Here is an 18,932-nt window from a genome sequence, read left to right as displayed (position 1 = left end):
TTCTAGTGAATTTTGTACCATTATACACCATTTCGTAAAAACTAGCAGAAAAAAGCCTGCGATAACTTGTGATAACAGACAGGGAATTTTTTCAAAAAATATGATAAAATAGGGTCATTCTGAACAAAGAAGAGGATTCCCATGACACAAGTATATGATATTACCATCATCGGTGGCGGACCTGTCGGTCTCTTCGCCGCCTTCTACGCCCACCTCCGTCAAGCCAAGGTCAAAATCATTGACTCCCTTCCCCAACTGGGTGGCCAGCCTGCCATTCTCTATCCCGAAAAGGCCATTTTAGACATTCCCGCCTTTCCCAGCCTGACAGGACAGGAGTTGACCGACAACCTCCTCGCCCAGCTGGCTCCATTTGACACCACCATCTGCCTCAATGAAACCCTGACTGCTATTGAACCTGGGGAAACCATTACCCTAAGGACCAACAAGGGCAGCCACCAGACCAAGACCCTGATTATCGCTATGGGTGGCGGGGCCTTCAAGCCACGTCCGCTGGAGATTGATGGTGCTGACAGATTTGACAACGTCCACTACCACGTGTCCAACATCCAGCAGTATGCCGACAAGGACATCGTCGTCTTGGGTGGCGGTGACTCTGCGGTCGATTGGTCCCTGGCCTTTGAAAAAATCGCCAAGACCACTCACATCGTCCACCGTCGTGACAACTTCCGAGCCCTCGAGCACAGCGTGGAAGAGCTCAAGCAGTCCAGCGTCAGCATCCACACACCTTTTGTCCCTAAAGAGCTTTCTGGGGGAAATGGCAGAGCTTCTAGCATTCATTTTGACAAGGTTAAGAGCGAGGACAAGCTCAGCCTGTCTTTCGACCACCTCTTTGTCAACTACGGTTTCAAATCATCTGTCGGTACGCTGAAAGAATGGGGACTGGAACTCAATCGCCACCGCATCGTGGTCAACAGCAAGCAAGAAACTTCTGTTCCTGGTATCTATGCCATCGGTGACTGTTGTTTCTATGAAGGAAAGGTTGATCTGATTGCGACTGGACTGGGCGAAGCCCCAACCGCCGTCAACAATGCCATGAACTACCTCAATCCAAATGAAAAAGTGCAACCCAAGCACTCAACCAGCCTATAAGATGAAAATTGACATTCGCATTCCCCAAGCCTTTCCACAACTGACTGTTAAGGAAGTCTTGGAAGATTATTTTCTCATTCCCAGAAAAATCCGCCACTTCCTCCGCACCAAGAAGCATGTCCGTGTCAACGGCGAACTGATTAACTGGCAGAGTCCGATTGCTGCAGGCGACCTGCTAGAATTGACCTTTGACCAGGAAGATTATCCTGAAAAAAGTATTCCTCTAGGACAGGCGGACTTGGTAGAGGAACTCTATCAAGATGAGCATTTGATTATCGTCAACAAGCCCGAAGGCATGAAAACCCACGGCAATGAGCCTACTGAAATCGCCCTGCTCAACCATGTATCTGCCTATGTCGGTCAGACCTGCTATGTGGTCCACAGGCTGGATATGGAAACCAGCGGAGCCATTCTCTTTGCCAAAAATCCTTTTATCCTGCCCATTCTCAATCGGATTTTGGAAGACAAGGTCATCTACCGTGACTATCTGGCCCTCTGCCAAGGGCAGCTAAGAAAGACAGACTGGACTATCACTGATAAAATCGGACGGGACCGACACGACCGCAGAAAGCGGGTGGTCGACAACCGCAAGGGACAGGCTGCTTTGACCCAAGTCCATCTCTTGAAGACCCTTGGCAAAAATAGTTTGGTTACCTGTCGCCTCCAGACAGGGCGGACACATCAGATTCGGGTGCATTTGTCCCATCATGGTCATGCCCTAATCGGAGACCCTCTTTACAGTCGAATCACAGCACCCCGCCTCATGCTCCATGCCCAAAAACTCAGCTTGACCCACCCGCTGACCCTCGAAGAAATCAGCGTGGAAGCACGGTCGGAGAGTTTTGAAAGAATAGTAAAAAAGAGCTGAAAACCAGCTCTTTTTTGCATGTATGTTATTCAAAAATATTTCCCAACTCTACATCAACTCGGTTTTCCTTGACATTGATGTCGGTCACAGCGAGCAAAGATTTGTAGTTAGCTACGCTACGGTCCCCTTTTTGGTTTTCCGCAAAGACAGCCACGCCTACCAAGGTTGAGTCAAACTCAGACAAAAGGCTAATCATACCATTGATGGTGCCACCATTTTTCAAGAAGTCATCGACGATTAAGACACGGCTTCCTGCCTTCAAACTACGCTTGGACAGAAACATCTTTTCGATACGGTCGCTAGATCCTGACACATAGTTGACAGAAACGGTTGAACCTTCTGTGATTTTCAAATCACGGCGCACAATAACAAACGGTACATTAAGGACATTGGCAACAGCATTGGCCAAAGGGACACCCTTAGTCGCAACTGTCATGACCGCATCAATCTTTTCATCTTTGAAAGCATCTGCAATGATACGACCGACATTTTTCAAAATATGTGGTGTAGACAGCAAGTCAGATGAATAGATATAACCGCCTGGCAAGATACGATTACTTTCGGCCATCTGATCACGAAGGGCCTGTGCAATTTCGACGGACTCTGCCTTAGAGATCGATGGAGTAAAAACAACTCCTCCACTGGCACCAGTAATGGTTTCAATATGCCCGATAGAGCTTTCCTCAAAAGCCTTTTTAATGATGGCAATATCCTCTGAGATAGATGACTTGGCAGATTCATACTTTTCCGCAAAGGTATTCAAACTAGTTAATTCATAAGGGTGGTTGATGAGGTAATTGGAAATGACAACCATACGCTCACTTCTTCTTAATTTCATAAAATCATCCTCTTTCACTTTTTTCTATTATATCACAATAAACTACAAAAAGCGAACTTTTTTGATTAAAAAGTCCGTCTTTTTCGTATTTTGTTTATCGCTTACATATACCACTTTGGAAGATGATGATTAAAATATTCATACCATTCAGAAATCTTCTGCGCTTGCAACTTCATCAATGAAATTTGTTCGGAATCTACTTGTTCTGCCCAAGAAAGAGCGCCTAGACTGTTTACTGTTAAGTATAGAGCTAAAAGTCTCCAAAATTCCTCTGGAATAACGCCGTCAAAATAGGCATCTACCTGACCACGCGCAAAGGCTGGAGACAAATCTGCCGTGAAAATCAAACGGTTGAATTCTTCCCAGGGATCTCCTATGTCGTAGCGATCAAAGTCTAAGATTTTTAGCTTTCCATCTCTTCCCAGTAGAAAATTCCCTGTATGAAAATCTCCATGATGGTAGGCAATCTGTCTCCCTTCAAGCAAGTGACGATTGGCCTGGACAAAGTCTATCATAGCTTGACCATTTGGATAGGAATGACTAGTTGCTTGGTAGGCCTTGATTTTACTGTCAATCTTAGCCTGATAAAAACTGTTCCAGTCCCGTTGACTTTGGTCAATCGGTAGGGCATGCAAGGTTCGCAAAAACTGTCCAGCCTGACAGCCCAAATCATACAAGACAGAATCAGACAGATCGGAAGCCACTTCATTCATGTCCTGACCTTCCACCCATTCATAGAGGGTGTAGACTGACAAGTCATCCGCCCAAAAACTTAGTGGCTCTGCCACAGGCAAACCTAGACCAAACAGGTTTTCAACTAACTGAAACTCTAATCGCTTAGCCTCATAGGCTGGTCGCTCTGCTATTCTCAACAGACCAAAGCGACCATCTTCTAGCTGGACCTTGTACTTTTGGTCCGTGGACCAGCCTTTGGTGAGGGGCTGTCGAGACACTATCCTAACTGCCATCAGTCGATATTGGGCTTATAAAAGGCTCGGTTATCCATGGCAAAGATGCGGTTGGTCATCTCACCTGGGCCGACCTTGTCCAAGGCCGATAGCATCATCATCATTTCCGCATCAATGTTGTCAATCATGTGGAGGATTTCCGCCTCCATAATCTGCGGACGGACTGGGCTACCATATTCCAAGAGACCGTGGTGGCTGAGGATAACGTGACGCAGAACAGTCACTTCCTCCAGACTGTCATCGATGCCCAATTCCATCAAGACCTTGGTAATCTCTTCATCAATCAAGGAAATGTGTCCAATCAAATTGCCACGGACAGTGTAGCCTGTGTTATCAGGACCTGTCAGTTCAATCACTTTGGCTAGATCATGAAGCATGATTCCTGCAAAGAGCAGGCTCTTGTTGAGCTGAGGATAGATGTCACCAATTTTATCTGCCAAGCGGACCATGGTCGCTGTATGGAAGGACAAACCTGAATAGAAGGCATGGTGATTGGTCTTGGCCGCTGGATAGGAATAAAATTCCTTGTCGTACTTGCTGTAAAGAGCACGGACAATCCTCTGCCAAGTGGCATTTTCAATACGGAAAATCATCTGGCTCAGATAGTCCTTGGTGTCATTGACATCCACCGGTGGCTTTTCCTTGAAATCAGCAGGGTCATTGGGTTCGCCAGCTTTTGGCAAACGGAGAACCAATTGATTGACTTGCGGGGTATTGTTATAAACTTCACGGCGTCCCTGCACGTGAACAACTGTCCCAGCAGTAAAATCCTTGATTTTCCCTGGCTGGGCGTCCCAGACCTTGCCTTCAATTTCACCAGTATCATCCTGGAAGGTCAGGGCGAGGTAATCTTTGCCAGCTCGTGTTTGACGGACATCAGCTGTTTTAATAAGATAAAATCCTTCGAAGAATTCATCTTTTTTCATTTGGTTAATTTTCATTATCTTCCTCATCTAATGGGGACAGGCCAAGCAGTCCCTTGGTTTGGTCATCTTCGTACAGGTCAATGGTACGAAGACTACGCTCGATAGCGTTGGTGCGAGTGGTTAGGAGTTTGTCAATATTGCTGCTGGCTTGATTGAGTTGTTTCTGAGCCTTAAGTAAGAGGTCAGAAAACTTGCCAAATTCCAGCTTGACATTGCCCAAGACCTTGGAAATATCATCGGCCGACCGTTGAATGTTGAGGGTCTTAAAGCCGACGGAGAGGGAATTGAGCAGGGCAGAAAGGGTAGTCGGTCCTGCTACCACGATATTTTCCTGACGGCGTAGGTCATCAAAGAAAATGGGATTGCGGACCACCTCTGAATACAGCCCTTCGGTTGGCAGAAAGAGCACACCAAAATTAGTCGTTTCAGGCGGATTGAGGTACTTGCTCTGAATATCCTTGGCAAAACGTTTAATAGCCGCCAAGAGATTTTTGCGATGGAGGTCAATCTGGTCCTTGTCCCCACTTTCGTAAGCATCCTCCAAGCGGTAGTAATCCGCCAGCGGAAACTTGGAATCGATTGGCAAGTAAATATAATCTCCTTCCGTCCGTCCTGGTAGCTTGACCGCATACTCCACGCGCTCACTAGAGCCTGAAACCGTGGCAAACTCTCGCTCATATTGGCTAGGTGTCAAAATATCCTCGATAATCTGTCCCAGCTGCAATTCACCCATGATGCCACGGGTTTTGGTGCCAGACAGCACCTTGTTAAGACTACCCACATCACGCGCCACCGTCTGCATTTCGCCCAGACCACGATTGACTGACTCCAACTGCTTGGACACCGTTTCAAAGGAGGCTTGTAGGCGGGTTTGCAGGGTTTTCTCCAGCTTTTCCTCGACCGTCTGCCGCATCTCTTCCAGGCGTTTTTCATTGGACTCCTGAATGGCCTGCAAACGGCGGTCGGTGGCATCTCGCGTTTCCAAGTGGCTCTTATTCAGCTCTTGACGGATGTCGGTTAGCTGTTGGTAAAGCTCCGTGCGGAGTCTTTCCACTTCCTGATGAATGGCTTGCTGCTGTTTGAGAGTTGCATTTTCTAGTTGATAGCTGAGCTGATCAGACAAGTTGTCTGCTGTGTCTTCTGCCTGATCTTGCAAAAGCAGGGCCAAGCTCTGCCATTTTCCATAAAGAAAAACCAAGGCAATCAAGACCAGTATCAGCAAAATAAGTAATACAATATCCATCTAATTCTTATCCTTACTGTAGATAAGGACCACGTAGCCCTTATCCAGTTGAATGTCTATATCTCTATCTATAAATTCGTTAGAGGAATAGCATTTTTTGAAAAAATAATTGCTGGCATCCAGCGGGTACTTGGCATGACGAATGGTCAGGCGGCTCTGGTCCGACGGCATAAAGGAAATGTACTTCATACCAGCAATCGGTGACAAACGGTGCTGACCTGCAGGTCGAAAACGGACGATGTTCTGACTGTCCACCAATTCAATCTGCTCCATATAGGTTGCCAAGTCAGGCTCTGCAGCCAGAAAGAGATTGGCCATCATATGATCCATGCGGCCACCCAAGGCACCGTATATGCGAACCTGGGCCTGCGGATATGCCTTGAAGATTTCCTTTAAAGCCAGCTCCAAATCTGTATCATCTTTTTCAGCAGGAGCTTGCAAAAAACACTCTGCTTGATCCTTTATCCACCCTAACTCTTCAGGCGTCACCGAGTCAAAATCACCCATGGCCCAGTCAAGAGGCAGGGAATGGTCCAGAAGACGAAGAGAGCCTGCATCTACCCCCACATAGAGGTCGGCAGGCTCAGGAAGGCAGTCAAAGGAACCGCCTGCAATAACAGCAATCTTAATCATGGAGGGCCGCTCTCAATTTGGCAACGTTGGCATCCAAGTCTCCTTTGAAGAGATAGGAACCAGCCACAAAGACATTGGCACCCGCATTTTTGGCTGAATGAATGGTCTTGTCGTCAATCCCGCCGTCCACTTCGATGTCAAAGTTCAAGCCTTTGGCTTCACGGAGTTTGACCAAGGCCTCAATCTTCTCAGCCACTTCTGGGATGTAGGCTTGTCCACCAAAACCTGGGTTGACCGTCATGAGCAGAACCTGATCCACCAAGTTAAGCACAGGCTCAATGGTCACAAGAGGTGTACCTGGATTGATGACCACACCCACCTTCATACCAGCGGCACGGATTTTCTGCAAGGTCCCATGCAGGTGAACCGTTGCTTCTGCATGAATGGTTAAAATATCTGCACCCGCACGTGCAAAGGTCTCAATATGATTTTCAGGATTGGACACCATGAGATGGCAATCAAAAACCAGCTTGCTGTGGGGACGCATAGCCGCAACCACATCCGCCCCAAAGCTAATATTTGGCACAAAATGACCGTCCATGACATCAATGTGCACATACTCCACACCTGTCTTTTCTAGACGTTTGAGCTCTTTTTCAAAATTTGCATAATCTGCCGCCAAAATAGACGGTGCAATCTTATAATGTGACATACAGAACCAACTTTCTATTTGAATTTCTTACTTACCTTGGTATAGGTTTCGCGCTGATTTTGGATTTCGCTGAGGAATTGGAGATAATTGTCAAAGCGACTTTGGGAAATGGCAGAGCTGGCAACAGCTTCCTTGACCGCACAATCCGGCTCATGGGTATGGGTACAGGTCCTAAATTTGCAGTCCTGGCTGCTTTCCGCAATCTCTGGGAAACAATCTGTCAGAGCCTCAGCCTCCTTGACTTCATAGTCTAAGGATGAAAAACCTGGCGTATCCGCAATTTTCCCACCGAAGACATTGTAGAAGCTGACCGCACGAGTGGTATGACGACCACGCCCCAGACTATCTGAAATCGCCCCTGTTTCCAAGGCTAATTCTGGTGCAATGCGGTTGAGTAGGGTTGATTTTCCAACCCCTGTCTGCCCCATAAAGACCGTCACCTTATCCTGCAATAATGGCGTCAATTCCTCCAAACTATAGACAAATGGATAGCCAATTTTCTCATAGATAGCCTTGAAGGCATCCATCTCCGCCCGATCTTCTACCAAGTCCATCTTAGAGATATAGATAATGGGATCCATGTCCTTCTGTTCCAAAAGCACTAGGAAACGATCTAGTAGATTGGCATTAAAATCAGGCTCCTTGGCCGACATGATAACCACCGCCTGATCAATATTGACGATAGGAGGTCGAACCAAGCTATTTTTTCGCTCATGAATCTTTAAAATGTAGCCTTCTGAATTTTCCTCCGCAGAAAAGTCCACAAAATCACCCACATAGGGCGTTTGGCCTTTCTTACGAAAATTTCCTCTGGCTCTGGTTTGATAAATCTGTCCATTCGCCTCGACATAGTAAAAACCAGCCAAGGCCTTGATTATTCTTCCTTGCAATGAAGACTCCTTTGTGTGTACTTGTTCCTATTATACCAAATTTCCTAGGAAAAAAGGAGCAGGAAAGAACTCGAACCTTAATAAAAGAGCGCGTCACCCATTTCACGTTTCAAGTTGTTGAGCTGAAACAGTCTATTCCCAGACTGTTTCAGTCCCACCCCCGCACAGCTCAAACTGTCTGGGAGACAGTTTGAGGTTGGAGATAAGGCGAACTTTGTTCGCAGCAGTCGTAATGGTTAGATTTGGAGTGTAAAACACGAACTGCTGAGATTTGCTTTGCAAATCTTATCTCCAACCTCTAACAATCAATCTGATTGTTGGAGCAATCAACCACTGCGCTGAGATGTTGACTCTAACCTTATGAAGTGGGATGGTCTTTTACCCAGACTCTGAGATTTTACACTTTACTCTAGTCATTTCAATTTAAAAATAGTATAATAAAAAGCAAGCGGAGGTGGTGGAACGGCAGACACGCATGCTTCAGGCGCATGTGCCCATCGGGTGTGAGGGTTCAAATCCCTTCCTCCGCATTATTTATAAAGGATAACCCCAAGTCAAAATTATTGGCTTGGGGTCATTTTTATATCTTCTCGCTCAATTTTCCATCACGCATTTCCAAAACCACATCAAACATGTCTAGGATGGCTGGGTCTGATTGGTGCAAGATGGTAACGATGAGTTTGTCCTCCAGCTGCAAGAGGTTGGTCAAGACCTGCTTGGTCAGGGCAGGGTCTAAATGGGCGGTCGGTTCATCCAAGAGCAAGATGTCCTTGCCACTCATCAGGGCACGGAGCAGACACAGGATATTTTTTTCGCCACCACTCAAGAGACTGGGGTCTGTTGTTGTACGCAAGGTGTCCTGTAAACTCTTTGGCAAGCTCCTTAACAAGCCAAGCATGACATCTCTTCCCTTCTCATAGGTTCCAAAAACAGACACATTGCTTTCAAAATCGGTATGGTAAAGATGCTCAAACTGGCTGAGATAGAAGGCGGTAGCTGCTTCCATTTCATGTGAAACATCGTTTTCCAGATAGGAAACACTTCCCTTGTCCAGAGCTAGTTCTCCTGCCAACACTCGTAGAAAAGTGGATTTTCCGCTGGCTGACGGACCAATGATGGCATACTTTTTCCCCTTGTCAAACCGATAGGAAAAATCGGTGACCGCTAATTCTCCCACATGATAAGCTACATCTTTCACTTCCAAGGCTGTCACATTGGGATAGCTTAGCACTTGCTCAGGCAAGACCTGACCAGCAAGATAGTCTTCTAAATTGGCAACTGTTTCCTTGGTCGAATGGATATAATTGACATCCAAGAGGATGTATTTCATAGGATAGATGAAATTTTCAACATAGCTAAAAGTCGCAATGGCTGCACCGATGGTCAGCTCTTTTTGTAGCAAGAGGTAGCCGACCAAGCCAAAAGCTGTTAATTGCACCAAAAACATGGAAAATCCATTGACGACATTAGCCAGGGTCTTGAATTGCCCAAAGCGAAAACGGGCCTGTTCACTTTCTACTACTGACCGATGGTGGACACGACTGATGGAGCCGAAGGTTTCGGTATTAACGCGATTCTTAGCAGAAAAGAGGTCTGTCACCACCTGAAAATAACTTTCCAAACTCTGTAAAAATGCCCGCTGCCGCTGAGAAAGAGGACCGGAAATCCACTTGGGAATGAAGACCGCCAAGGCAGACGACAGAATAATCCCAACCGCAACCAGGGGATGAACAAAGAGAAAGAGGGAAACCGCATAGATGAGCATGCTCAAACTAGAGCGGATAATGTCCATGAGAGGACTCAGATAACTCTCCTCAATGGTTTCCAAATCGTTGTCAAAAATGGACAGATAGGCAGAGACATTCTTCTCTGAAAATTTGGATAAAGGCTGAGATAACAAGCTGTTTGCTAGGCCTTTTTTAGCATTGACATAGAAGCCCTGAGACACCTTCCACTCATAAACTTGGGAAATGTACTGAAAGACTGAATTGGCAATGATGGTCAAAGCATAGGCCAACAAGAGCCAGACAAGCCCTGACCAGCCCATCTGAAAAATATGGTCAAAAAGATACTTATTTAACTCCGGCAAAACGACATTGGTCAAACTATATAAGATATGGAAAACCAACTGAATGGCAATAACAAATCGCAATTGATAGATGATTTTTTTCATAACTCCCCCTAGATAGGAACATTCTGACAAAAATTAATTACTCTCCCCAATCTGTACCACCCCATCATAACGAGAAAGGACCTCATCGGACACACGGTGGGAAATATGAATGAGCGTCTTATCTGCTAGTGAGGTAAGGTAGGCTTCAATTACTGTATAGGTTTCCTGATCCAAGGCAGACAGACTTTCATCCAGCAACAAGACCTCCTTATCTTGTAGCAAGGCACGAATCAAGAGCAGGCGTTGCTTTTGTCCGCCAGACAGTCCACTATCGTCACTGATTTCCTCGCTCAAAGAAGCATAACTTGGAAAACGACTGTCAAGATTCATGGTCTTAATGAGAAACATCAGCCTATCTTCTGAAACAACCTGTCCCATGGTCAAGTTGTAAAGTACAGTATCATGGAAAAGGGCTCCCTCTTGTGGCAGATAGGCAATCTTGTCTTGAATGGCTTGGTAGGACAAGTCTGCAAGAGAGGTTTTATCAAAGTAAATATCCCCTGCTTGCAGTTGGCTATTCTTGGTCAAAATAAGAGCCAAAGAAGATTTGCCAGAACCACTTTCCCCAAGAATCAGGTACTTCTTGCCACGCTCAAACGCTACTGTCAGGTCTTCAAAGACCTGCTTCTCACCGATGGCATAACTAGCCTTGACCAGTTGCATGCTCTGGAAAGCTGAAGCTAGTTCCTGTCCCTTCGCTTCTTGCCCCAAAGTAGATAGCTCAAACTCTTGCTTCAATTCCTTAACGGCATGCCTGTCCAAAAAGGCTGCCGCAATGCTATTAATAGGATCCACCAACTGCTCTGAAATGGTCAGAATAGCTGTCAAGCCACCGATGGTCAAGGCTCCAGAAAAGACTTGAAAACCACCGATAAAGATAATCGAAAGAGTGGTCAGATAAAAGACGAAACCGACTAAGAGCCGCATGGTTACTGTCGTTCGATTGGCCTGATTGACCTTATCATTGACTGCTTGATAGCGATCGTTCAGCCCATCTAAAACTTGCTGTCTTTGGCGGCTATTTTTCACTTGCAAATAACCTAGAAAGACATCTGAAACCCTTGTATTATAGACCTGCTGACTGTCCGAAATCGCCTCCTGATTGAGCCTTCTCCGCTTTTTAAACAAATAGGGAATCACAACTGGCAAGAATGAGATCAGAATCAAGAAAATAGCGGTCAGACCATCCAAGCTAAGCAAGGCTAAACTGGCAATGCCAAAGGTACAAGCACCTTGAAAAATCGTAAAGAAAGCGTCGTAATAATCTTCTTTCACCGTCTCCAAATCATTATTGAGCTGAGAAATATAGGCTCCCGCCCCCTGCTCAACAAACTGCCTAAAAGGTAAATTAAAAATTTTCCCAATAAAGGTCGCCTGCAATTGGAAACCTACTTGATTGAGATAGCTGACATTGGCAATCTGACGAATGTATTCAAAGACCAGCATGACAAGGACAGTTAGCCCCATCAGCACAAAACAAGACACAAAGGCTTGTCTATCTCCAGCCGCAATAGCATCAATAATATAGCGATATTGGTACAGAAAGCCAACATTGAGCAGGGCTACTGTAAAAATACAAGATAAGGTTAGCCAAAAATTTTTCGTTTTCATTTCTTCTCCACCGTTGAATAGACTTCTAAGTAAAACAATAAAAAATCTGTATTAAACAAAGTTATTATACCACAACTCACCATATTTGTGTCCTTTTTCACATAAAGAAGAAACCAAGCCAGCTATCTGACTTGGTCTATTTTTATTCTGTCGTTTCAGTCGCTACTTTGAAAAAATCTTTGTATTTCAAAAGGTAGCCTTTTCCTGTCGATAGGTCATATTGGACCAGTTTGAGTTCTTCTGCAACTTTCGCATCCCGCTCAGCCTGTCCTACTCGGTCCTTATGAAGCACTTCTGTCAAGAGGGCATAGTAAGGACTGACCTTGTTATTGGTCGTCTCCAGCATAAGTGCATTCATGTCGCTAGAATTGACCAAATCATAATGGTAGTCTTCTGTTTCAAAATTACTCCACACGAAATAATCTGTCTTGTACTGCACACTTGGATCCGTCACGAAAGCAGACTCTGGATACAAACCTGGTAGGTGGTCACCGTAAAAAACAACTGTCACTTTCTTATCCAAGGTCTTAAGCTGGTCTAGAAAATCCCTTGTTGCCTGATCCGTAAAGGATAGGAGGCGAACATAGCTGGTCAAGTTTTCATTTTCCTCAGCCGTGAAGCCCTCACCCGAAGCTGTTATACCTGCAGGCTCTAGAGAATTCCACTGAACATGGTTCTGCATGGTAATAGCCGACACAAAGCTGGTATCGGCAGAACGTACCTGATCCAAAATCAAGTCATAGGTCTTCTTGTCACTGACAAAATTCCCCTGATAATCCTCAGCCGTCACAGTAAGAGGATACTTGGCACTATTGAGAGTGTAAAATTGCTCAATTCCCAGCTGCTTGTAGATAGAATTTCGGTTATAACTGGTATCGTAGTAAGGATGGATGGCGATACGATTATCTGCTGGATAGAGGTCACTGATACTTGGCAACTTCTTCATATTAGGCGCCACATCCAGATAGACTGAAGAAATGGATGAGCTGTAATTGTAGAAGGGCAGACCACTGTAGACCTGAAACTCGATATTAGCCGTACCACCACCATAGTGGTCACTCTTCATCAAGCCACTGGTAGTCTGGCTCATGATGTACTCAATATTTGGAAGGACATTTTGACTAAGGGTCACGCCTGGAATTCGACGCGGGTCAGCCAAACTCTCACTAAGAATGTAGATTACCGTCTGGTCAGTCAATTGACCTGTCCGTTCTGCATTGATTTCCTCAGCCAAGGCGGTGTACTTCTTCACAATAGCCTTCATGGTCTTCTCAGAGTAATTCTCAGGCATTTCCATACTGGTCTTGCTGAGTTGCTGCAACCAGAGGAATGAAAGAGTGCGATAACGAGCTACAAAAGCATATCCCTTCCAGTCCACGTTACGCCAGTTATTAACCTGAGAAAGAATAGGAATCCAACCAACAATCTTGTGGTCTTTTTCATTGCGAATTGCCCAGCCCATTCCCAAAATTAGGGATACGATGACTGAAATTCCTGCCAGCCGTTTCCAGATAGAAGCGACGATCCTTCCTTGGAAGTACTTTTTGTGAATACGTCGGTAGATAAACACAAGGAGGACTATAAAGACGAGCGATACCAAGACAACACGTAGACTGATGAAGCTGAGAATCATCCCCATATTGCCAATCCATTTGAAGTCATTGGGTGTCATTGGCTCCGAACGGTAGCGGAATTTGAGAAAATTGGCCGTAATCAAAATGACGTTTAGACTAGCAATCACGGCAACAGATAAGATTTGACGGTTGATAACTAGGCTAATGATGACATTGAGGAAAAAGAGGCAGGCAATTTGGAAGACAATCGCACCTGGAAAGAGGTGGCGTGTGAAATAAGAACCCGTTCCCCCAGCCATAGAAGCCTGATAACCAATATGCGATAGCGTAGCCAGTGCCAAGCTGATAAAGAGCATACTGTGGACATTGGTCCGATTCGCCTTAAACTCTACAAATGCCTTATGAAGATAGCGAAGAAAAATATAGGTACCTATAAAATGAATGGGTGCAAACAAGGGTGTCTGACTAAAAAATTCCACATAGGAGCCATTTTCAACCAAACTCTCATAATGGCTATCTTTCCAATAAGATATAGCTAGTGGACTGAGAGAAAGTAAGCTGGTCAAGAGCAAATAGCTATCTGGCACCAGATGACTGGCCGACCACTTGCTTAATTTATCTCGAATGCGACTATTCTTCCGCCATAAAAATGCCAACAGGATTGGAAGAAGCAACATCAAAAGCAGTTCAAACTGAAAGAGATTATTACGGAAAATATTCCAGGATTGATACTTCTTGGCATTGAGCCGATAAACCAGGTTGACAAGATATAGAAAACCTAGAAAATAGCTGACATACTTGGCAAAGGTTTTGGTCTTTACAAACTTCTCGTATGTATCAAGCAATACCAATACATAAAACGTAAAAATAGAATAGGCAAGCAAGGGCAGAGGAATAAACCAGAGCGGAAAAGATACACCGCTTAACAAAAGGGCCCGCCCCATCGCCAGCAAAACGGTTATAATCATAACCAGAATAAATTGCTTGCTTGCCTTGGGATTGATTTGTTTCATAACATTTCTCTCTTAGGAAAGATTTGATTTTCGATAGGAAAAGATATAGTAAATCAACCAGAGTAGCCATCCAGTCAAACTGATAAAGATAACTGGCAATAACCACCACTGTTGCTTGTAGGATAGGACAAGGGTATTCTGCCCTTTTTTGCTGGTAACCGTTGGTACACCAATAGTGGAAAGCTCCATCTCTTCCCTATCCAAGACCAGGTCATTCAAAACAAGCTGACTATCTTGGTAGACAATAATTGGCAGGGCTGTTTCTTCTGCTTCCGACGCCGTCCAAGTCACCACCAGCTGATCACCGTCAACTTCTTTGATAAACTCTTGATTTGGTAAAATCACTTGGTCACGATAGGTAAAGTAGGTATTATCCGACTCTTCATTGGTGATGTGACCTGAGCTATCTGACAAGTCTGGTACGTAGTCTGGCGTGGATTTCTGAGCAATGTGGATAAATTCGCCCAAGTCTTTAGAATAGAAAGAAGCTCGTATCTCTTCCGTTGTACCGTACAGAGTCGTATGAATTCGTTTTTGCAGGAAGGTATCGCTATAGTAATGCCCATTGATTTCCTTATAACTCTGATTCCAGAGGAAACCAACCGAAACAAGCAAAGAAATAACAGTCAAACCAGAAAAGATTTTCTGCATCTTTTCTGATAAACCAGAAACCTGGACCCCTACGACTGCCAGTAAAAGAGCATTGGCGTAGAGGAAAAAGCGAAATGGAAATTGAATCAATTCGACAAGTGTAATTCCTTTACCTGCAAACAACTGCCAAGGGAAGAGGTTGGTCGACAAGATTAAAAATACTGCGTAGGTCAAAGCAAGACCACCCAAAACCAGCGATTGTTTCTTCCAATTTTTCACCAAGAAATAGAGATAGATTCCAAAGAAAATTGGCAATGGATATGGATAGTATAAAAAGGCCGTTTTGAGCCATGTTACGGTATTGAGGACAAATTTTTTGTTAACAAATGGTGGTACCAAGGTATTGGTCGCGTTGATATAAATAAGCGGCAACCAGATATTGATGGTCAGAAGCAAAAAAATTCCTACCGATAGAGCTACTTGCCCAATAATCTTCATTTTTTGGTCTGATTTCCACCAACCAATAAGGAAGAGTACACCATAGGCAATGACCAAGAACAAGGTCGATAGCATATGAACCTGCAACATGAGCCCTACCGCTCCTGCCATGAGGAATATCGGTACTTTTTTAGTCTGTAGGAAACGAACCGCAGGAATCAAACAAAGCGGAAAGAGAGCCACTCCCCAGCTAGTAAATCCTTGGGTCGCCCACCAATACTGGATTGAGTAGGTGGTTACAAAGAAGAGGGACAAGAGAACGGAGTGAACATACTTGACCTTGACCTCGCGCATGAGCAGGTAGAGGGAGGTGGCACTCAGAGTTCCCAAGAGAAGATTGGATAAAATCTGATAGCGGAACCAGGTCCCACTTAAGAGTACCAAGGCTCCCTGTAGATAGGCAAAATAAGGCCCATAGAGAGCATTGACAATCCGTCCTGACTGCTGATAGCCATACAAACTGATAATATAGGAGAAATTGCCCTCCTTCATCTGCATAGCCGCATCATAGAAACGATTGTAGTGGAAAATCAAGTCCGCACCTGTCACCATGCCCTTAGTTAGCAAGTGGGGAACCAATAATAATAAAGAAAAGCCCACAAATAGGCCCAGGGCTACTAAATGGGGATGCTTTTTCAGCATAGTTTTCAACATATAGATACCTTCATAAAAAAAGAGGGAAACCCTCTCTTGTTTTTGTAAATATTCTGCCAATTTGCAGACAATATTTTTCAAAAGTTAGTCACATTTCAGTATAGCAAGCTTTCTCCCCACTGTCAACGAACAAGGCAAACAGGAAAACAATTTTCCATTAAAATAAATATTGATTGCAGATTTCTCCGCAATCAATACTTGCTTATAAACCGACTTCTTGGAGGCTGTCAGACAAACGTGCGAAGTCAGCCATGGAAAGTGCTTCTCCACGAACACTGGCTTCCAGCTCTGCCATGCCAAGTGCCTGCGTCAGCTTGTCCTTGACCTCGTCGGACTTACCGAAATGGTTGGTCAGATTATTCCACAGGGTCTTGCGGCGATGAACAAAGCTGGCCTTGGACACCCGGAAGAAGAAATCTTCGTCTTTGACACTAACCAAGGGCTGCTCGCGGCGGACCATTTTAAGAATGGCGGAGTCCACGTTTGGTGCAGGCACAAAGACGGTGCGAGGTACGATGAAAGCCACCTTGGCAGTCATGTAGTACTGGACCGCGATGGACAGGCTTCCGTAAGCCTTGGTGTTTGGCTCGGCAGAAATGCGGTCGGCCACCTCTCGCTGCATCATGACCACGAACTCGCTGAAGGGAATCTTGCTCTCAATCAGGTGCATGAGGATAGGGGTGGTGATGTAGTAAGGCAGATTGGCCACGACCTTGATAGGCAGGTCAGGGTTCTTGAAGTTCTGGATCTGGGTCTGCAGGTCGGTCTTGAGGATGTCTTGGTTGACCACAGTCACATTGTCAAAGCGACCCAAGGTGTCCGCCAAAATCGGAATCAGGCGGTCGTCAATCTCAAAGGCCATGACCTCGGCGGCACTTTCTGCCAAAAACTCGGTCAAGGCCCCGATTCCAGGCCCAATCTCGATGACATTGACATTTTGATCAATCTCAGCCGTGTCCACAATCTTCTGTAAAATATTGGTATCGGTCAAAAAGTTCTGACCGAAAGATTTCTTAAAGGTAAACCCGTGGCGTTCAAGGACGGCACGAGTAACGTTTTTGTCTGCGATTCTCATGTGTGTTCTTTCTTGTTTTTTTATTTCGCCATTTCACTTAATCGTGAAATAACACTTAGTTTTCTCATCGTCGCTGTAATGTCCAGCTGTTTTTCTAAATAATTGGTATTTAGTTTTTTCTTTCGAGCATCTCTCGGAAGATACATGTATAGACATTGACTTCCCAGACGCAACTCCTCATCACCAAAGTCTTGGTGCAATAATTTGTTTAATTTTTCACCATTTATCTCATCATTGGTAAAGACCAAATGAACACGAGAAGGATCATAGCCCTCACCAAAAGAATTTTCAGCAACTGCTTGTGTTAACTCCATCTGATGTTTGACAATGATTGCTAACTCTGCACCTATTTTTTCTTTAATGGTTTGATGGATAAGCCGACTGAGTTCTTCATCTAATATATCTGTTTCACAAACAACATTTCCACTTTGAATATAGGTTTGAACAGAAGTTAAACCAACTTCCGTCAAAATTTCCGCCAGATAGGACATCTTAGGAATTTTATTCTTGCCAACAGGGGTAACACCTCGAAGGAGGACGACTTTTTTCATTTGTTAATCCCCCTCACCCATAATGATCCTTTAAAGACAAAATATACAGCTTATCTGCTTCTACCATATAAATCAAGCGATTCTCCGCATCAATTCGTCTCGACCAGGCGCCTTGATAATCATACTTCAAAGGTTCTGGTTTAGCAATACCTTCAAAAGGATGTCGTTGCATATCCTTGATAATCTTATTGATTCGCTTGAGTGTTTTCTTATCCTGACCCTGCCAATAAAGATAGTCTTCCCAGGCATCCTCTGTAAAATGGATTCCCATGTTAGTCCGCCTCTATCAGGTTTCGTTCTTGGGTTTGTCCCGCTTTGACTTGAGCCATACCACGCAAAACTTTTTGAGACAGATAAGTGTTCCGAGCAACAGCGAGGGTTTCTTGTAAACTATCCCACTCACTCTTTGAGAGTACAACAATATCTTCCTCTGGATTTTTATTGACCACAACTAAAGGCTCAAACTCGTCGTTGACCTTTTTCATATAGTCCTTTAAGTGATTTCGAAAATGGGAATATACAATAGCTTCCATAAGCAATACCTCTCATCATTTCTAGGCTTACTATAGCATAGAAAAAAAGAGTTGTCAAACTTATTGTACAACTCTTTAGCGATTCTCCACCTTCCACTCGCCGTCTTCAAACCAGTAAAAATTCTCCGTCAGCTGTGGCTGTTCAAAGATTTCCAGCATAGCTTCAAAACCGTCTGCCAGCTGAACATTCTTCAAATCCTCACGTTCAATCCAGAACACTTCTCCCTCATCTGAAGATTGGATAGAGCCTGTAAAATGGCTGGTTTTGTAGCAAAATACCAGATAGCGATAATGGTCAGTAGGATCCGTCCAGTTTTGAATGCCACAGAGTTCGAGATTGGATACCGTCAAGCCTGTTTCTTCTTTGACCTCGCGGACGACAGAGGAAACAATACTCTCCCCGTGCTCAACATGGCCCCCAGGGAAAGTCATACCAGGCCACTTTTCAGATTTCCTATCCTGGATCAAAACCTGCTGACCGTCTGTAATCATGCACATATTGGTTAAGACAACTTGTTCTCGTCTAGACAT

At 44.7% G+C, this 18,932-nt stretch carries 18 protein-coding genes and 1 tRNA gene; 3 read left to right on the top strand and 16 right to left on the bottom strand.

The features are described 5' to 3' along the window. Nucleotides 1–141 precede the first annotated feature (141 nt). Together ODU41_RS00175 and ODU41_RS00170 are read left to right on the top strand one after the other, a co-directional pair. Nucleotides 142–1,110 carry an NAD(P)/FAD-dependent oxidoreductase gene (locus ODU41_RS00175; RefSeq protein WP_074391600.1) on the top strand — a complete coding sequence of 323 codons (969 nt, stop codon included), beginning with the start codon at nt 142–144 and terminating at the stop codon, nt 1,108–1,110. A 1-nt stretch (nt 1,111) separates the two neighbouring features. After that, nucleotides 1,112–1,978, top strand: a complete 867-nt coding sequence (locus ODU41_RS00170) for an RluA family pseudouridine synthase (protein WP_074391599.1) — start codon at nt 1,112–1,114, stop codon at nt 1,976–1,978. A 25-nt stretch (nt 1,979–2,003) separates the two neighbouring features. On the opposite strand, the gene purR is transcribed toward ODU41_RS00170, so the two are convergent. From purR to rsgA, 7 genes are all read right to left on the bottom strand, one after another. Then, nucleotides 2,004–2,816, bottom strand: a complete 813-nt coding sequence (purR, locus tag ODU41_RS00165; RefSeq protein ID WP_002938438.1) for a pur operon repressor — start codon at nt 2,814–2,816, stop codon at nt 2,004–2,006. A 101-nt stretch (nt 2,817–2,917) separates the two neighbouring features. Then, the gene (locus tag ODU41_RS00160; protein WP_074391598.1) at nt 2,918–3,784 is read right to left on the bottom strand and encodes an aminoglycoside phosphotransferase family protein; all 867 of its coding nucleotides are present in this window, start codon (nt 3,782–3,784) and stop codon (nt 2,918–2,920) included. After that, complete coding sequence (locus ODU41_RS00155) at nt 3,784–4,725, bottom strand: 3'-5' exoribonuclease YhaM family protein (protein WP_044684014.1); 942 nt, start codon at nt 4,723–4,725, stop codon at nt 3,784–3,786. Before ODU41_RS00155 ends, ODU41_RS00160 begins: the two co-directional genes overlap by 1 nt. Continuing rightward, nucleotides 4,715–5,953: a DNA recombination protein RmuC gene (locus tag ODU41_RS00150; RefSeq protein WP_044684013.1), complete on the bottom strand. Its 1,239-nt coding sequence runs from the start codon at nt 5,951–5,953 to the stop codon at nt 4,715–4,717. Before ODU41_RS00150 ends, ODU41_RS00155 begins: the two co-directional genes overlap by 11 nt. Next, nucleotides 5,954–6,586, bottom strand: a complete 633-nt coding sequence (locus tag ODU41_RS00145) for a thiamine diphosphokinase (protein WP_074391597.1) — start codon at nt 6,584–6,586, stop codon at nt 5,954–5,956. After that, nucleotides 6,579–7,238: a ribulose-phosphate 3-epimerase gene (gene rpe / locus ODU41_RS00140; protein WP_024407309.1), complete on the bottom strand. Its 660-nt coding sequence runs from the start codon at nt 7,236–7,238 to the stop codon at nt 6,579–6,581. The genes ODU41_RS00145 and rpe overlap by 8 nt, the downstream gene beginning before the upstream one ends. Before the next feature lie 14 nt (nt 7,239–7,252). Next, entirely contained in the window at nt 7,253–8,128 is an 876-nt protein-coding gene (rsgA, locus tag ODU41_RS00135) for a ribosome small subunit-dependent GTPase A (protein ID WP_074391596.1), read from the bottom strand. A 448-nt stretch (nt 8,129–8,576) separates the two neighbouring features. Here rsgA and ODU41_RS00130 point away from each other — a divergent pair. Next, nucleotides 8,577–8,658 (top strand) — tRNA-Leu (locus ODU41_RS00130). 50 nt (nt 8,659–8,708) lie between these two features. Here ODU41_RS00130 and ODU41_RS00125 read toward each other — a convergent pair. The 9 genes from ODU41_RS00125 to ODU41_RS00085 all read right to left on the bottom strand — a co-directional run bounded on the left by ODU41_RS00125 (nt 8,709) and on the right by ODU41_RS00085 (nt 18,932). Beyond that, nucleotides 8,709–10,301 (bottom strand): ABC transporter ATP-binding protein, encoded by a 1,593-nt coding sequence (locus tag ODU41_RS00125; RefSeq protein ID WP_044684010.1) that lies wholly within the window; start codon nt 10,299–10,301, stop codon nt 8,709–8,711. A gap of 33 nt (nt 10,302–10,334) precedes the next feature. Further along, nucleotides 10,335–11,912 carry an ABC transporter ATP-binding protein gene (locus ODU41_RS00120; RefSeq protein WP_044684009.1) on the bottom strand — a complete coding sequence of 526 codons (1,578 nt, stop codon included), beginning with the start codon at nt 11,910–11,912 and terminating at the stop codon, nt 10,335–10,337. A 142-nt stretch (nt 11,913–12,054) separates the two neighbouring features. Next, nucleotides 12,055–14,499 carry an LTA synthase family protein gene (locus tag ODU41_RS00115; protein WP_398578520.1) on the bottom strand — a complete coding sequence of 815 codons (2,445 nt, stop codon included), beginning with the start codon at nt 14,497–14,499 and terminating at the stop codon, nt 12,055–12,057. Between the two features lie 12 nt (nt 14,500–14,511). Then, nucleotides 14,512–16,242 (bottom strand): hypothetical protein, encoded by a 1,731-nt coding sequence (locus tag ODU41_RS00110; protein WP_398578519.1) that lies wholly within the window; start codon nt 16,240–16,242, stop codon nt 14,512–14,514. Between the two features lie 202 nt (nt 16,243–16,444). Further along, on the bottom strand, nt 16,445–17,317 hold the full coding sequence (gene rsmA / locus ODU41_RS00105; RefSeq protein ID WP_014736465.1) for a 16S rRNA (adenine(1518)-N(6)/adenine(1519)-N(6))-dimethyltransferase RsmA: 873 nt from the start codon (nt 17,315–17,317) through the stop codon (nt 16,445–16,447). Between the two features lie 20 nt (nt 17,318–17,337). Beyond that, a complete protein-coding gene (locus ODU41_RS00100; RefSeq protein ID WP_024389507.1) occupies nt 17,338–17,868 on the bottom strand; it encodes a DUF1697 domain-containing protein in 531 nt (176 codons plus the stop codon). 13 nt (nt 17,869–17,881) lie between these two features. After that, entirely contained in the window at nt 17,882–18,139 is a 258-nt protein-coding gene (locus ODU41_RS00095) for a Txe/YoeB family addiction module toxin (protein ID WP_024383250.1), read from the bottom strand. 1 nt (nt 18,140) lies between these two features. After that, nucleotides 18,141–18,401, bottom strand: a complete 261-nt coding sequence (locus tag ODU41_RS00090; RefSeq protein ID WP_029693536.1) for a type II toxin-antitoxin system Phd/YefM family antitoxin — start codon at nt 18,399–18,401, stop codon at nt 18,141–18,143. 75 nt (nt 18,402–18,476) lie between these two features. After that, the gene (locus tag ODU41_RS00085) at nt 18,477–18,932 is read right to left on the bottom strand and encodes an 8-oxo-dGTP diphosphatase (RefSeq protein WP_044676156.1); all 456 of its coding nucleotides are present in this window, start codon (nt 18,930–18,932) and stop codon (nt 18,477–18,479) included.

The sequence above is a fragment of the Streptococcus sp. 2022WUSS083 genome (assembly GCF_044427155.1).
Lineage (GTDB): Bacteria > Bacillota > Bacilli > Lactobacillales > Streptococcaceae > Streptococcus > Streptococcus hashimotonensis.
The sequence above is the reverse complement of the archived record's forward strand: the minus strand, read 5'-3'. Positions and strand labels throughout refer to the sequence as shown.